Origin of the sequence: Bifidobacterium sp. W8112, from assembly GCF_016101425.1 — a bacterium.
In the GTDB taxonomy this organism is placed as follows: Bacteria; Actinomycetota; Actinomycetes; order Actinomycetales; family Bifidobacteriaceae; genus Bombiscardovia; species Bombiscardovia apousia.
Map to the genome: position 1 here is coordinate 663,016 of NZ_JACFQN010000002.1, position 15,367 is coordinate 678,382.

General features: G+C 63.8%; 11 protein-coding genes. 8 read left to right on the forward strand and 3 right to left on the reverse strand.

The window, feature by feature from the left end:
* Nucleotides 1–222 precede the first annotated feature (222 nt).
* Entirely contained in the window at nucleotides 223–3,717 is a 3,495-nt protein-coding gene (locus tag H3T92_RS06865) for an SNF2-related protein (RefSeq protein ID WP_144085258.1), read from the reverse strand.
* Nucleotides 3,718–3,877: 160 nt separating this feature from the next.
* On the opposite strand from H3T92_RS06865, the gene H3T92_RS06870 reads away from it, so the two are divergent.
* The 4 genes from H3T92_RS06870 (at nucleotide 3,878) to H3T92_RS06885 (ending at nucleotide 8,643) form a co-directional block, all read left to right on the forward strand.
* On the forward strand, nucleotides 3,878–5,350 hold the full coding sequence (locus H3T92_RS06870; protein ID WP_144085257.1) for a DHA2 family efflux MFS transporter permease subunit: 1,473 nt from the start codon (nucleotides 3,878–3,880) through the stop codon (nucleotides 5,348–5,350).
* Between the two features lie 101 nt (nucleotides 5,351–5,451).
* Nucleotides 5,452–6,687: an FtsX-like permease family protein gene (locus H3T92_RS06875; protein ID WP_144085256.1), complete on the forward strand. Its 1,236-nt coding sequence runs from the start codon at nucleotides 5,452–5,454 to the stop codon at nucleotides 6,685–6,687.
* Nucleotides 6,684–7,679: an ATP-binding cassette domain-containing protein gene (locus H3T92_RS06880; RefSeq protein ID WP_144085255.1), complete on the forward strand. Its 996-nt coding sequence runs from the start codon at nucleotides 6,684–6,686 to the stop codon at nucleotides 7,677–7,679. The genes H3T92_RS06875 and H3T92_RS06880 overlap by 4 nt, the downstream gene beginning before the upstream one ends.
* Nucleotides 7,680–7,761: 82 nt before the next feature.
* Nucleotides 7,762–8,643, forward strand: a complete 882-nt coding sequence (locus H3T92_RS06885) for a hypothetical protein (protein WP_144085254.1) — start codon at nucleotides 7,762–7,764, stop codon at nucleotides 8,641–8,643.
* Here the strand turns inward: H3T92_RS06885 and H3T92_RS06890 are convergent.
* Nucleotides 8,622–9,287: an HD domain-containing protein gene (locus H3T92_RS06890; protein ID WP_045923884.1), complete on the reverse strand. Its 666-nt coding sequence runs from the start codon at nucleotides 9,285–9,287 to the stop codon at nucleotides 8,622–8,624. The genes H3T92_RS06885 and H3T92_RS06890 overlap by 22 nt on opposite strands.
* Before the next feature lie 233 nt (nucleotides 9,288–9,520).
* Between H3T92_RS06890 and zwf the strand changes: the two genes are divergently transcribed.
* From zwf to pgl, 3 genes are all read left to right on the forward strand, one after another.
* Nucleotides 9,521–11,002: a glucose-6-phosphate dehydrogenase gene (gene zwf, locus H3T92_RS06895; RefSeq protein WP_232341936.1), complete on the forward strand. Its 1,482-nt coding sequence runs from the start codon at nucleotides 9,521–9,523 to the stop codon at nucleotides 11,000–11,002.
* A complete protein-coding gene (locus H3T92_RS06900) occupies nucleotides 10,999–12,006 on the forward strand; it encodes a glucose-6-phosphate dehydrogenase assembly protein OpcA (protein ID WP_198189652.1) in 1,008 nt (335 codons plus the stop codon). Before zwf ends, H3T92_RS06900 begins: the two co-directional genes overlap by 4 nt.
* An 80-nt stretch (nucleotides 12,007–12,086) precedes the next feature.
* On the forward strand, nucleotides 12,087–12,878 hold the full coding sequence (gene pgl / locus H3T92_RS06905) for a 6-phosphogluconolactonase (protein ID WP_198189653.1): 792 nt from the start codon (nucleotides 12,087–12,089) through the stop codon (nucleotides 12,876–12,878).
* A 29-nt stretch (nucleotides 12,879–12,907) separates the two neighbouring features.
* Here the strand turns inward: pgl and H3T92_RS06910 are convergent, their stop codons facing one another.
* Nucleotides 12,908–13,684: a FadR/GntR family transcriptional regulator gene (locus tag H3T92_RS06910; protein WP_198189654.1), complete on the reverse strand. Its 777-nt coding sequence runs from the start codon at nucleotides 13,682–13,684 to the stop codon at nucleotides 12,908–12,910.
* A gap of 232 nt (nucleotides 13,685–13,916) precedes the next feature.
* On the opposite strand from H3T92_RS06910, the gene H3T92_RS06915 reads away from it, so the two are divergent.
* Nucleotides 13,917–15,362 (forward strand): GntP family permease, encoded by a 1,446-nt coding sequence (locus H3T92_RS06915; RefSeq protein WP_198189655.1) that lies wholly within the window; start codon nucleotides 13,917–13,919, stop codon nucleotides 15,360–15,362.
* Nucleotides 15,363–15,367: the final 5 nt, after the last annotated feature.

Sequence of the window (15,367 nt, forward strand, 5' to 3'; positions counted from 1 at the left end):
GCCATCAAAGGAGCTGAAGGTGACCAGACTCCCATAACCCGAATAGTCGACTGCTGCCAAATCGACAAATCCACCGGTAGAGCAACGGTCAATCTGCTCACCCATATAGTCTTTCGATTTGACTAATACATCAAGAATAACCGAAGCCATGACCCAAGGGCCTCGGCCAGCGGTGATGCTGCATTCATGACCACTGACCAATAGATCAGCTGCTGTTCGGGATCAGCTCAGAAGGGCCAGGAGGTCTTTTCTGCTCAGCCTGGCTACGCCGGCGGCGCCGGTGGATGCGGCCGAATCGACAAAGCGCGAAGCCAGGTCGCTCTTGCTGTGCTGCAGGTTGAGGATGCGTTCCTCGATGGTGTCCTTGGCTACGACCTGGTAGACGTTGACGTCCTGGGTCTGGCCGATCCGGTGGGCGCGGTCGTTGGCTTGCTCCTGGGCAGCGGCATTCCACCAGGGGTCCGCATGGACCACCACACAGGCTCCGGTCAGGTTGAGCCCGGTGTTGCCGGCCTTCAGGGAGATCAGAAAGACCGGCGTGGCATCCCTGTTGAACTGTTCCACCAGCTCCAGCCGCCGCTTCTTGGAGGTGGCGCCGGTGATCAGATCGTAGGACACGTCCAGCCGACGGAGCCGTTGGGCTATCAGGTCCAGGTAGGAGGTGAACTGGGAGAAGATCAGCATCTTGCGTCCTGCATCCTGGCAGGAGACCACCAGGTCCTCAATGGCATCCAGCTTGGCCGAATCGCCGCGCCGATCCCGGCCTTGATCCTGGTAGACCAGACGCGGATCGCAGCAGACCTCCCGCAGCCTGGTCAACTGGGCCAGGACCTGGATTTTGCCAACCTCGTACTCCTGGTCCTTTTCCTTGTTGAGGGTGGCCCTCAGCTCCTGCTCCAGGGCCGCGTAGAGCTTGCGCTGACGACCCTGCAGAGGCACGCTGATCACGTTTTCGATCTTCTCGGGCAGATCCGTCAGCACCTGTGACTTGAGCCGGCGCAGAATGAAGGGACCCACCAGAGCCTGGAGCCTGGACTGGGCATCCTGGTCGCCGCTGAGTATGGGCATTTCGAAGCGGTCCCTGAACCGCGAGTATGGACCCAGCATCCCAGGCATCAGGAAGTCGAAGATGCTCCAAAGCTCGGAAAGCCGGTTCTCGATGGGCGTGCCGGTCAGGGCGAACCGGTGCAGGCTGTCCAGAGCTCGTACGGCCCGCGCGGCCTTGGTGGCATGGTTCTTGATGTACTGGGCCTCATCCAGAACCAAGGCATACCAGGGCAGACTCCGATACCGGTCCAGGTCCCGCCTGAGCAGATCGTATGAGGTAATCAGCAGATCGTAGGACCCGGCCTGATCCAGCAGAGCCTGACGCTGGCCGCGCCCTCCCGCCAGGACCCCCACCCGCAGATCCGGCGTAAAGCGGCGGCACTCGGCCTCCCAGTTGTAGACCAAGGAGGCCGGACAGACGATCAGCGAAGGTCCCCGATTCCTGGCCTGATCCCGACGGGAGAGCAGGTAGGCCAGCATCTGTATGGTCTTGCCCAGGCCCATCTCGTCGGCCAGGATGCCGCCGAATCCGCGGTCGCTCAGAGTGCATAGCCAACGCAGCCCTTCGACCTGATAGGGTCTGAGCTGCCCGCGCAGCCCATCGGGGACCTTGAACCCCTGAGGATCGGGCTTGCGCTCCTTCAGGTAGTTGCGGAAGCTGGAATCGCGGTCCTGCTCGGGCACCAGCGCATCCAGGTAGCCGAGCTGAAAGTCAGGCACCCGGACCGGCCCCTTGACCAGATCAGCCGGGTCGATGCCCAGGTCTTCGGCCAGGGTGTCCACAGCATCCGTATTCAAATCAGCCAACTCGACGAAGGCCCCGTTGCGCAGCCGATGGAAGCGGCGACGACGGCGATGGTCGGCCAGGATGGCAGCAGCCTCCTCGGGCTGCACCTCATCGGCGATGGGCGAGATCTCGACCAGTCCGGAACGCACCCGCACACCTACGCGGATCTGCGGATGAGAGACGACGCTCAGCCCATCGAAGGCCGGGGTGGAGAAGACCCGTCCCAGACCTTTGAGCACGGGCAGGCCCCGGGTCAACAGGGTGTGGATGGCCTCCTCGTTCTCTTCGGGGATACGGGCCAACCCCTCCTCCATCAGGGGGAAATAGCGGCGGACCGTCTGCCGGGCCAAAGACTCGCTCTCCCGATCCCTGCCGGGTTCATCCTCCGAGGCAGGGTCAGCGCCGACGGACAGAAAACGGTCCCCGTAGCGGACCTTGAGATCGCAGGTGACCCCCTGCCGATCCCTGTCCAGGTAAAGCTCGATCCTGCAGGGCGGCCGCCGCCTGGCATCCAACTCCTCAGGCAGACTGGCGGAGATCCCGGATCCTTCCTGGGCACCCTGATCCAGGTCAGGCAGGACGGTCCGCGCGAACAGATCCAGATCGTCGGCATCCAGATGCAGATCCCGATCCTCGCCAGGGCGGCAGAGGGTCTCCAGCAGGTCCCGATGACGCATGAAACGCGCGCTGCAGCGGTGGATGACAGGCCCCAGATCCAGCCCTAAGCCGGGTTGCGAAGGGCGCACGATAACGAAGGAGGAGGCCTGGCCTACGATGAAGCGCTCCACGGCCAGGGCATGGGTGATCCGATAGCCATTCGCCTCCTTGCTGACCGCGATGCCAGGGTCCGGGTCGCCGTCGAGGACGGGGGCAGGCATGGTCTGCAGGAAGGAGTCCTCGGGAGGCGTGTAGTCCAGGGTGAGTCCAGAGTCTACGAACAGGTCAAGGATCTGCGCCACCTCGTCGTCGCTGAGCCGGATCCCCGCCAATCCTGCGCGTGCAAGGCGGCGGCGCATGCCCCCCTCCTGTTCGGCCAGGCTACGGCGGATGGCGCCGGCCCTTTCCAGAATGGTCAGCAGAGCCTGGGCCCGGTCATCAAAGGTGTCACGGGAATGGATGAAGGCCAGCCGCCGTCCGTAAGACATGAATGCGCCTTGGTCCACGGCGCGCAGCAGGGCCGGAAGGTCCTTGACCAGGTAGGCGACCCCGTGGGAGGACAGGGTGATGTGCAGACGGACCAGCCAGCCGCCGCGCTCACTGGTCAGATCGGGGATAAGCCCGACCGAGCCGATGGGCAGGTGACGGCCGCCAACCGGTCCGCTCTCCTGCTTGAGCAGGCTCAGCTGGCGGTCACGAAAGGCCTGCCGCCGCCGACCCTCCTGCCGGTGCATGTAGGCTGCCAGGGGTCCCGAGGTCGACCGGGCGGAACCGGACCGACCCTGGTCGCCGGCCCAGTCATCCGATCCTGCAAAGGACTGGCTGGACTCGTTGTAGGCCATGATCAGGGCGACCACATGCTTGCAGGCAGGACCCTGGCGCCCAAAGGCCCGGCAGGTGCAGGAGGAGTCAATGACCCGATGGGCCTGCTCATCCAGCCGAGCCTGGACCATGCAGTCACCGTCCGGCTGATAGGTGGCAGGCACACGTCCCTTGAGAACGGTCAAAGCTCCCAGGTGCCGCAGGCGCAGGTCTGTAAAGCGGCGGTCATCCAGCAGTTGGTGGGCGCGGAAGTAAGCCTTGCCGCCCAATCGACGCAGAGCGGCATCAGAGATGATGTCTGGATCACCGAAAGTCCGCCCCTCCTCGTCGTCGCCCGGATCATAGAAGCCATGGCCTCCTGAACCAACGGCTCTTGACCCGTAGACCGCTGCATGCCAATCCACACGCACCCTCCTTATGGTCGCTGACGACCATTCCCGAGCATAACCTTTTCCATCCCGATGGGGCACGCCTTCGGCGAAGCGAGTAGACATGCCGACTTACGAAAAAATGGCCGCCTCCCTAAGATGGCGTGCTGTTTGTCTGAAGAAGGAGATCATTATCGTGCACAACACGTCCACCTCTACCTCTGTTCACCGGTCACGACCGGCCGTCCCCCATCCCTGGCCGGCCATCGCCGCGCTGATGATCGGGGCTTTCGTGGGCATGCTGAGCGAGACCTCGCTCAATATCGCCCTGCCTAACCTGATGGAGAGCTTCCAGATCCCCGCCGCCACCGTGCAATGGCTGGTCACAGGGTACATGCTGGTCATCGGCATCGTCCTGCCCTTCTCCAGCCTGATCTCCAAGTGGTTCACCACCCGGCAGACCGTGATCTTCGGCCTGGTCGCCTTCCTGGCGGGCTCGGTGGTCTCGGCCCTGGCCCCCACCTTTCCCGTCCTTCTGACGGGACGGCTGATCCAGGGCATCGGCACCGGCCTGATCCTGCCGCTCATGTTCACCGTGGCTATGCTGATCTTCCCGCCTGCCCGTCTGGGCACGGTCATGGGCATGTGCGCTCTGGTCATCATGTTCGCCCCGGCAATCGGCCCGACCTTGACCGGGATCATCCTAGGCAAGCTGACCTGGCACTGGATCTTCTGGTTCTTCACCCCCTTCCTGGTGGTGGCTCTGATCTTCGCCGTCGGCTTCCTGAAGAATGTGGGGACCATCACCCACCAGCGTCCCGACCTGGCCTCTATTCTGGAGTCCATTGTCGGCTTCGGCGGACTGGTGGCAGGCGTCAGCCTGGCCAGCCGGTACGGATGGCTCTCCCCTGTCACCCTGATCATCCTGGTCGTGGCCCTAGCAGCCCTGGTCCTCTATATTCGTCGTCAGCTGGGTCTGGAACACCCGGTGCTCAACCTGCGCATCTTCTCCATTCCGGCCTTCCGCTACGGCGCCACCCTGGTCATGCTGGACTTCGCAGTCATCCTCTCCTCCATGTATCTGCTGCCCCAGTTCCTGCAGCGAGGGCTGCTCCTGCCCGTGGCCATGACCGGCATCCTCATGCTGCCCGGCGGAGCCATCAACGCCCTGGTCTCGGCCTTCGCCGGCCGGCTCTACGACGGCTTCGGGGCTCGTATGCCCGTCCGCTGCGGATTCCTTGTCGCCCTGCTTGGCACGGTCATCCTCCTGTTCACCGGTCCGCACACCCCTGTGGCCCTGGTGGTGGCTGCCCATATCATTTTGATGATCGGCTGCCCACTGGCCATGTCACCGGCCCAGACCTATGCGCTCAACTCTCTGAGCGGCCCGCAGTCCGGCGACGGAAGCACCATCATCAACACCATGCAACAGATTGTGGGAGCCGTGGCCACGGCCATCACCACCTCCCTGCTGGCCATGGGCGAGGGGCAGGCAGCCGGGGTTGATAAAGCCCAGGCCTTCACCAGGGGCACCCACCACGGATTGATCTTCACCCTGGTGCTGATTCTGGCTGCTTTGGCCGTCTCCCTCAAGGTGCGCAACTTCTCCCACGCCGAGCAGCCGGAGACCGAGCGAGACATTCAGCAAGCTCCAAGTTCGCACCGCTAGCTTGGGAGCGTCCCTGGCTAGACTGGAGGACGGCGACCGGACTTTAGGCCCGCCATTGTGGGCCGCCCGGTCATCCCTGGAACGCTATCAGGAAGGGTGTCATGTTCGTTCTCAAGAACGCCTGGTTCACCATCAGGCGGCATGCGGCGCGGAGCCTGGTCATGGTTCTGGCCTGCCTGGTCGTGGCGGCTCTGGCCACGACGGCGGCCACCGTGCTCCAGGCTGACACCAAGGCACGCACCACAGACTACGAATCCCAACAGGTGGATGCCGTCATCAGCCCGCGCAAGGGAACCAAGGCCTCTCCCCTGGGCTGGAACGAGTATTCCAAGTACGCCCAGCGCCTGCAGATGGACGGCATGCAGTACAAGGCCTACTTCCATGAGACCGCCGACATCAGCCCGGAGGGACTGCCCCAGTCAGGCGCTTACTCCCTGGTGGGGGTCTCCGACAAGGAGGCCGAACCCACTCTGCCTCACGGCCCCTTCGCAGTGGATCAGGGCAAGGGGCTGGACTACGCCTCCCAGAATGCCTCCGGCACCCAGACCGTGCTGATCTCCAAGCAAATGGCGCAGGCCAACAAGCTCAAGGTGGGCGACACCCTGACCATCAAGGATCCCCGCCAGCAGGATCAGCAGGTCAAGCTGACCATCTCCGGCACCTACCACTATCGCAAGGCCGTGGATCCGGCCGCCAACCGGGCCATCTACACGGCCTACCCCACCTTTGCCATGCTGGGGCTGGACGCAGCCAGCAAACCTGGAGACCCTGGCCATGAACTGCTCGTCGCCTTCGTCCTGGATTCGCCAAGCACCTACCAGAAGTTCATCAAGGAGCTGCGCAAGGACGGGCTCAAGGCCTCACAATATGACATCGACTCCCCCAGCCTGAAGGACTACCAGCGGCGGATGGAGCCTGTCCACCAGGCCGCCGACCAGGCGCGGACCACCATTATCCTGGTCTGCCTGCTGGGCGGGCTGGTTCTGCTGGGCTGCTTGTTCCTCATGCTGCGCAGCCGTGCCAATGAAATCGGCATGGCCATCACCATCGGGGTCCACAAGGCTCGGCTGGGTTGGCAGTTCGCCTTGGAGACCCTCTTGCTCACCCTGCCTGGACTGGTGCTGGGCCTGGCGCTGGGAACCGCGATCAGTCGGCCGCTGGGCCGGTCGCTCTTCCGGCTGGGGAGCCTGGCCAGCATGCCTCATGCTGGTCTGATCTGGAAGATGATCCTGATTGGCCTGGCCGTCTGCCTGGTCCTCGCTCTGGCAGCAGCCGCCAGGGTAGCGGCCTTCAGAACCGCCCAGCTATACACCAACGACCTGGAGGACGAGGCATGAGCGAAAAGACATCGGACCAGCAGCCAGACGAAGAGTCCCAGGCAACGACTGATCAGAAACAGACCGATCAGAAGCAAGCCGCTCAGACAACGGCCGATGCTGAGCACAAAACCGACGAGAACACCAGCACCGAACCGCTGCCCGAATCCGAGGAAGGAGCAGCTTCTCAGACGGGCGAACAGTCCGAGGAGGATGATTCCTCTGAAGAGGACGTGTCGATGGCTGCCTTCAAGGTGGTCATCGAGCAGGAAAATGCCGAAGATCCCGACGGCGGTCAGGAGGAGGACCCGCTGCTGGAGACCGATGAACAGCGGATTCTGGTTCCTGGCGGCTACCCGGTGCTCTCCCTGAAGCATGTGGATTACACGCGCAAGGTCCAGGGTCGCCCCGAACAGATCCTGGACGATGTCGATCTGGAATTCCAGCGCCGCCGCATCTATTCGGTGGAGACCACTACGCCTTCCGGACGGGCCGCTCTGATGGCCCTAATGACCGGTCTGCGCGCTCCTACCCAGGGCAGCGTGCTCTTCCGGGGCACGGACCTTCGCCAATTGCTGGCCTCCGACTATCGCGGCCATCAGATCGGAGCCATCTTCGGCACCGATGCCCTGAGGCGCGACCTGACCGCCGTACAGAATCTTGTCTACACCATGGAGGCCAGCGGACGCACCTTCCTGGGCCCCAAGGACAATCTGGCCCGTCAGTTGCTGGACGAAGTGGGCTTCCCGGAGCGCCTGCAGGACAAGCTGACCGCTGATCTGGGCCACTTGGACTTCCGCTTGGCCTCCGTGGCCCGTGCCCTGTGCTGCGAGTGCGACGTGCTCATCGCCGACGAACCCACCGAGGGGCTGGAGCCGAGCGACTGGGACACCCTGCTGGCCACCCTGAAGCGGGTCTCCCGCCGTCATGACTGCGCAGTGATCATCCTGACCTCCGGCGGTTCTGACACCGTGGACGAGGGCACTTACGACGACCGATTCATCGTCGATTGAGCCCCAGCCTTCCCGACCGGGGACGGACAGCACTGCACTGATTTGTTCGGTCATTACCCATGAGGAGTGGATACCCCGGGTCATGACCGACCAAATCGGTTCATGCAACAATGACCCACGCCGGCAAGGGAGGGTCATCCTGCACCATCACCATGGATTCGGACCTGTTCGGGAGGTCGGCGTCAAGGAAGCCATATGGATTACCCCAGGGCTGCTGATCGCTCAGAACGCCTGGCTGGCATCCCAAGGCCGTCCCCCTTGGGCCCTGTCAGCACCACCAACCATGTGGCTGGATGAACTGGATCAGTCCCTGACCGAACGCCGGATTCTGACTGTGACGGCAGCAACCATCCTGACCTGGCGTCGGCTGCCATCGGGGTTGGGACAACGTCCCTGGTCGCAGCTGGCTGCCGGCCGGGTATCGGGCCTGCCTGCGGCCCGACGGACCCTTGAAGGCCTGCAGAGCCATCTGCGGACAGCCCCTGCGCAATCGCTGATTCGAATCCAGACCCACCTGCCCAATATCCATGAGGAGTGGCGGGTCATCATCGACAGGGATCGAATCGCGGCCTCCAGCGGATACTGCCTGCATGAGGACGAGGGCTCTCGAGCCATTACCACGGTCTTCGACGGCGCCATCTTCGATCCCAGGCATCGAACGATCGCCGAGAACTGCGCCCTCCAGGCAGCCAAAGGTCGATCGCCTGCTCCGATCAGCGTGGATCTGGCCTTCCTCCGTGGATCGGATCGGCCTCTCATCCTGGAGGGAAACCCGGTCTGGTGCGCAGCCCCTTACGCTTACGGGCCGCAGGGCATGGTCTCGTTCTTAAAAGCCGTAGCGACCTGCCGGACCGATCCAGTCGACCCCTATCAACCAGACCCGTGGATGCTGCGCGAATTCGGCGGCCGCTTCCGCAGTTCCTGGGGGCCGGGTCGGCCGGATCAGACGATGGTCATGCCGTAGTGCTTGGCCAGGGGCTGCAGATCCGGCACCCCATACCGGGCCACCAGCTGCCTCCAGCGGGCCAGGTTGTCAGGACCATACTTAGCTGTGCGCTTGGCGGCAGTGGGCTCGGAGACGAAGATGGGCGGCTGGTGCTTGCTGTGGAACTTGTCCGCATACATGACCACCTCCTGCTCAGGGTTGACCGGCAGGTAGTCGTCAGGCGGCAGATTCAGATGTTCCTCCTCCACCTGGCGGCGGGTCAGCCCCACCCCGGTATGGTTGCGGGCGAACTGGGCCACCGACTCGTCCACCCCAGCGTCCAGCAGCAAGTGGTAACCCTCCAGCCCATGTTCGATGTACCGCTCGCCCTGGAAGGTCAGAGGGCGGCCCTGGGAACCATCGTCCTTGAGGATCCGGTAGGTACCGATGTCGTGCAGCAAGGCACCCGTGCGGACCAGGTCACGGTCCAGAGGCCGCTCGGGCAGCACCCCGTCAGGATCATCATCACGCAGCAGGCGTTCGTTGACCTGGTCGGCCATACGCACCGCGAGGGCGGCAATGATCTGGCAGTGGGTATGTATCAGTTCATAGGCGGCTTGGGAGGGCGCATACTGACGGTGCAGGGCCTCGGCCATGGGAACATTGGGAATCATACCGACCATTCTAGGGATTCCTGCCGCAAATGTGACCTTTGCGACGCTTATGCACACTTCAGCGGATAATCGGCCCTGCCCTTCTGCCGCCGACAGTACACTAGGAGCCACAGTATTTCACGAGGAGCACTATGGACACTTCACCACTTGTGCGCTCCGCCGACCAGCCCGCTCCTCCAGACGAGGACGGCGGCCGACAGGCGCCCTGGCACAACCCCCTGCTGGACCCGCGCGATCTGCGCATGCCGCGCATCGCGGGCCCCAGCTCATTGGTCATTTTCGGCGTCACCGGCGATTTGGCCAAGAAAAAGCTCTTGCCAGCTGTTTATGACCTGGCCAACCGGGGGCTGCTTCCAGCCAGCTTCGGGCTGATCGGCTTTGGACGGCGCGACTGGAGCGACCAGCAGTTCGTCGCCTTTGCGGAGGAGAACGTCCGCGCCCACTGCCGCACCCCCTTCAACGAATCCACTTGGCGGCATCTGAGCCAGGGCATGCGCTTCGTCAAGGGCAGCTTCGACGATGCCGAGGCCTTCCGCCGCCTGTCGGCCACTGTCTCGGAGCTGGATCGGGTCCGGGGCACCCGCGGCAACCATGCCTTCTACATGTCGGTGCCGCCCAAGGCCTTCCCCCAGGTGGCCCGTCAGCTGGCCGAGTCGGGGCTTTCCCACTCCAAGGAAGGGGCCTGGCGCCGCGTCATCATCGAGAAGCCCTTCGGTCACGACCTGGCCTCGGCCAAGGAGCTTGACCGGGTGGTCTCCGAGGTCTTCGAACCGGATTCGGTCTTCCGCATCGACCACTACCTGGGCAAGGAGACCGTGCAGAACATCCTGGCCCTGCGCTTCGCCAACATGATGTTCGAGCCGGTCTGGAACTCCAACTACGTCTCCCACGTGCAGATCACCATGGCCGAGGACATGGGCATTGGCGGCAGGGCCGGCTACTACGACGGAATCGGAGCAGCCCGGGACGTCATCCAGAACCACCTCCTGCAGCTGATGGCCCTGACAGCCATGGAGGAGCCGGTCTCCTTCTCGGCGTCGGATCTGACGGCCGAGAAGACCAAGATCCTTTCCGCGGTCCGCATTCCCAAGGATCTGGCGGCCCACACCGCCCGAGGCCAGTACACAGCAGGCTGGCAGGGCTCCCAGCATGTGGTCGGCTACCTGGACGAGGACGGGATCGACCCCTCCTCCACCACCGAGACCTATGCGGCCATCAGGCTGGATGTGGACACCCGCCGCTGGGCCGGCGTCCCCTTCTACCTGCGTACGGGCAAGCGCCTGGGCAAGCGGGTCAGCGAGATCGCCATCGTCTTCAAGCGTGCCCCCCACCTGCCCTTCGAGGCCACAGCCACCCGGGAACTGGGCGCCAACGCCGTAGTCATCCGCGTACAGCCCGACGAGGGCGTGACCATGCGTTTCGGGGCCAAGACCCCTGGCTCGGCCATGGAGGTGCGCGACGTCAACATGGACTTCTCCTACGGGCGTTCCTTCACCGAGGCCTCCCCTGAGGCCTACGAGCGGCTGATCCTGGACGTGCTCCTGGGAGACCCGCCCCTCTTCCCCACCACCGAGGAGGTCAACCTTTCTTGGAAGATCCTGGACCCCATCGAGGAGTTCTGGGCCGGACAGGGCCAGCCCCAGCCCTACCGCGCCGGCACCTGGGGTCCGCGGGAGGCTGATCTGATGCTGGCCCGCGACGGATACCACTGGAGGATGCCATGATCGTCAGACTGAACAACACCACCACCTCCGCCATCGCCCGGGAGATCGACGAACTCCACGTTGAACGCGGGGAGGCCGCCCAGGGACGAGTGCTGACCCTGGTCATCGTCACCGAGCAGGCCCACCTGGAGACGGCCCTGGAGACCGTAAACGCCGCAAGCCGGGAACATCCATGCCGGGTCATTGCCATGGTGACCGATGCCGAAGACCCTCAGGCCCAACAGGAGGCGGACCAGAGGACCGCTGCGGCGCAGTCCTCCGAAGACTGCGTCTCCTACAAGAACACCGACCATGACGGTGACCGCACGCTGGATGCCGAAATCCGCTTTGGCTCGGATGCCGGCGCCGGGGAAGTGGTGGTCCTGCGACCAGTGGCGGCTCTGCTGGACCATGCCGATGCCCTGGTCATTCCCCTCTTGGTGCCGGATGCCCCTCTGGTGGTTTGGTGGCCCACCAATCCGCCCCTGGACCCCTCGCAGGATCCCATCGGGACCATGGCCGCCAGCAGAATCACCGATGCCATGGAGGCCGACGATCGCCAAGCCACCTTCGCCGGGCTGCTGGCCCATTCGCACGCTGAGGACGTGGACCTGTCCTGGACCAGGATCACCATCTGGCGAGCGCTGCTGACCTCCATGGTGCAGCAGCCGCCCCACCTGCCCATCCGTTCGGTCAGGGTAACCGGCCAGGCCCACTACCTGCCGTTGGAGCTGCTGGCCTCCTGGCTGGCCCTGAAATTGAAGGTGCCGGTCACAGTCGAACGCGACCCGCAGGCTCAGGCGGTCACCGGCGTCTACTTCGAACGTCCGGACGGGGTCATGAGCATGGAGCGCCACCATGACGACCAGGCCCGGATCAACCAGCCCGGCCAGGCCCCGCAGACCATCTCCATGCCCCTGCGCACGCCTGTGGACTGCATGAGCGAGGAACTGGGCCGGCTGGATCCTGACGAGGTCTATCAGGAGGTCATCCACACCGGCTGGGGAATGGTCGACCACCAGTAGACCTCTGCAGTGACTCAATTCATAGGCAAACGTCTGGGTGTAGGCTGAGGCCAGCATCACCTGCATGCAAGGAGGATCAGATGACCGATCGTCGTACCGTGACCTATGCCACGACCAAGTTGCTCAATCGGGCTACAGCAGTCCGCATCCTGCTCGAGCTGGGCGACCTCCTGGCCCGTCAGGACCGGGCCGACCTGGCACTGACCGGCGGCCGGGACGCGGCGGATGTCTATGCCCTGATGGGTGCCGATCCCCTGAGTCAGAGCGTGGACTGGAACCGGGTCCACCTCTGGTGGAGCGATGAGCGGTTCGTGGGCCTGGAAGACCCGGATCGCAACGACGAACAGGCACGGCGGGCCTGGTACGGCGCGCTGATCGACCAAGGGCTGTTGCCGCAGGCCAACGTGCATTCCATGCCCGTGGACACCCGCAGCCCAGCCCAGGTTGAGGCCGCTGACCAGGAGGAGAACGAACGGGCTCTGACCCAGGCGGCAGCCGCCTATCAGCAGGAGATCATCGACCAGCTGGGCCCCGAGGGTCGGATGGATCTGGCTGTCTTTGGCGTGGGGCCCGACGGCCACTATGCCTCCCTCTTCCCCGACCGACCCGAGGTCAGATTGCAGGACGACGATCCGCTGGTGACGGGCGTCAGCAACTCCCCCAAGCTGCCCCCGCTCAGGGTCACCATGACCACGCCGTTCATCCGCCGGACCCCCAAGGTCTGGCTCTTCACCTCAACCGCTGAGAAAGCCTCAGCCGTGGCTGCTGCCCTGGGAACTACAGACGATCCCCATGTCCCCTCCTCCTATGCCAGGGGCACCCTGGAGACCCTCTGGCTCCTGGACGCTGATGCCGCCTCGAAACTGCACTGAGCCTTCCGCAACACGAGCCTCTGCAAATTTCAGGACTCCGAAGATTCCTTATCCGCAGCAGGGACGAAGTCTTCGGGGTCTTTTCGAGTCATGTGTTCGATAGCCCGATCGGATTCGTCGACGATCCAGTCCATGGCGTGGCGGGCCCCCTCTGCATCGCCACGACGTATCAGCGCAGCCACGTCCCCGTGCAGACGCAACGCCTTCTCATCGGCCTTCTTGGGCATAAGCTCATGCCGGGTTCGCCCCGAAAGCACTGAGGCAATCACATCGCCCAGCGCTGCGAACATGGCGTTGCCCGATGCCTCAAGCAGGGTTCGGTGGAAGGTTTCGTCAGCCCGAAGATAGTCCGGCCCGTCGGCCCGGTCAGCGTTGGCCACCATGTCAATGGCGGCCCGCGTCAGCTTCGCCCATTGATCCTGATCAGCATGGCTGGCCGCCAGCTGGGCAGCCATAGGCTCCACGCATGCCCTGAGCTCGGACAGCTCATGCAGGGTCCGCCCCCGGCCAGGTCCGCGCAACCTCCACTCGATCACCCGCGGATCATAGATATTCCAGAGCCGACGGGGGTTGACCGTGGCACCGACCTTGCGTTTGACGGTGACCAGACCCATGGCCTGAAGAACCCTGGTGACCTCCCGGGTGACCGTGCGCGAGGGCCTCTGGCTATCCAGATCCGGAACGGGCAGCCGGTCGCCCGGGGCGATGGCGCCATCGACGATGGCCGCCCCCCACTGATCCAGCAGCCGGTCATGCAGGGTGCCTTCTGTAGAGGTTTCGTCCTCAGGCTTGCTCGCGCTTTCCACGAATTCCACTCTAGCAACCGGGCTCGTTCCCAAAGGGATCAAACGATGCTGCAAACGAGCCGAGACTCAATCCTGTCCTCAGCATGTCATCTTCCAAACCGTCCCAGGTGCGTGTAAGATATGGTCTGTTAAGGCATACGTAATATCACGCTGTCGATATTACGTAATGCAAAAACAAGAGCCGGAAAGCTGTTTAGGCCGAACGGTTCGCATCCTCAGAGAAGAGGCAGCCATGCTTTTAGCGTCGCAGCCGACAGCCGGCGGGTACCTGACCTTGGCGGCGAGTCAGGCCGTTTCCCTGAACACCACCCAATTGGGCATCAGCCTGGTGCTCAGCCTGGCAGTGCTCATTTTCCTGGTTACCGTCGTTAAACTTCATCCCTTTGTCTCCCTGCTGGGTGCCGCCCTGGTGGTCGGCATCGGTTCCGGCTATGGTCCCGTGGCCACCCTGACCAGCTTCACCGGCGAGTTCGGCTCCACCATGGGCTCCGTGGGCATTCTGATTGGCCTGGGAGCCATGATCGGCAAGGTCCTCATGGACACCGGAGCCACCGACCAGGTGGTCAACACCCTGGTCGCCAAGTCCAAGCCCGCCACCATCCCTTGGATCATGGCCCTGATCGGCGCCCTGATCGGCTTGCCCATGTTCTTCGAGGTTGGCCTGGTCATTCTGGTCCCGGTCATCATTCTGGTGGCCCGCCGTACCAAGCTCCCCCTGATGCGGGTGGCCATCCCCACCCTGGCAGGCCTGTCCATCATGCACGCCTGCGTGCCCCCTCACCCTGGCCCCTTGGCCGCTTTGAGCCAGTTCAAGCAGACCGGCAATGTGGGCCTGACCATGATGTTCGGCATCCCCTTCGCCCTGATCACCCTGGTCGTCGTGGGCCCGGGCTTCTCCCGGCTGGCTTCCCGCTGGGTGCCCGTTCAGGCCCCGGCCGACCTCGTGGCCAAGAGCGAGCAGGCCGGCAAAGAGGAGACCCGACTGCCCTCCTTCGCCATCTCGGTCTGCTGCATCCTGCTGCCAGCAGTCCTCATGCTGCTGACCTCCATCTTCGAGATCGCTGTTCCCGGCTTCAAGGACCGCACGGACGGCCTGGCACAGACCATCAACTTCATCGGCAACCCGGTCATGGCCCTGGCCATAGCCCTGATTGTCTCCATGCTGGTCCTCAAGGCCGCCTCGGGCATCTCCTGGAAGACCGTCAATGACTCCCTGGGAGCCTCGCTGCCCGCTGTGGCAGGCATCCTGCTGATCGTGGGCGCAGGCGGCGGCTTCAAGGGCGTACTGGTCTCCACCGGCATCGGCAAGATCATCGGCACCTTTGTGGAGCACTCCAACATCTCCATCTTCCTGCTGGGCTGGGTCATCGCCGTCTTCGTGCGCATCGCCACAGGCTCGGCCACCGTCTCCATCCTGACCACGGCCGGCATCCTCAGCAACGCCATGACCATGATGCATGCTGGCTCCACGGCCACTACGCTCCTGGTCATCGCCATCGGCGCCGGCTCCATCTTCCTCTCCCACCTCAACGACGCAGGCTTCTGGCTGATCAAGGAGTACTTCGGCCTGAGCGTTGGCGAGACCCTGAAGACCTGGTCGGTTCTGGAATGCCTGCTGTCGGTAGTAGTTCTGGTCCTGGTCATGATCGCCAGCATCTTTGTGCCCATCACCGCCTGAGCGCC

Bases quoted from the DNA above. Each gene is read 5' to 3' on its own strand.
- H3T92_RS06875 (WP_144085256.1), top strand. From the start codon at position 5,452: ATGTTCGTTCTCAAGAACGCCTGGTTCACCATCAGGCGGCATGCGGCG.
- H3T92_RS06880 (WP_144085255.1), top strand. From the start codon at position 6,684: ATGAGCGAAAAGACATCGGACCAGCAGCCAGACGAAGAGTCCCAGGCA.
- H3T92_RS06885 (WP_144085254.1), top strand. From the start codon at position 7,762: ATGACCGACCAAATCGGTTCATGCAACAATGACCCACGCCGGCAAGGG.
- H3T92_RS06890 (WP_045923884.1), bottom strand. From the start codon at position 9,287: ATGGTCGGTATGATTCCCAATGTTCCCATGGCCGAGGCCCTGCACCGT.
- zwf (WP_232341936.1), top strand. From the start codon at position 9,521: ATGCCGCGCATCGCGGGCCCCAGCTCATTGGTCATTTTCGGCGTCACC.
- H3T92_RS06900 (WP_198189652.1), top strand. From the start codon at position 10,999: ATGATCGTCAGACTGAACAACACCACCACCTCCGCCATCGCCCGGGAG.
- pgl (WP_198189653.1), top strand. From the start codon at position 12,087: ATGACCGATCGTCGTACCGTGACCTATGCCACGACCAAGTTGCTCAAT.
- H3T92_RS06915 (WP_198189655.1), top strand. From the start codon at position 13,917: ATGCTTTTAGCGTCGCAGCCGACAGCCGGCGGGTACCTGACCTTGGCG.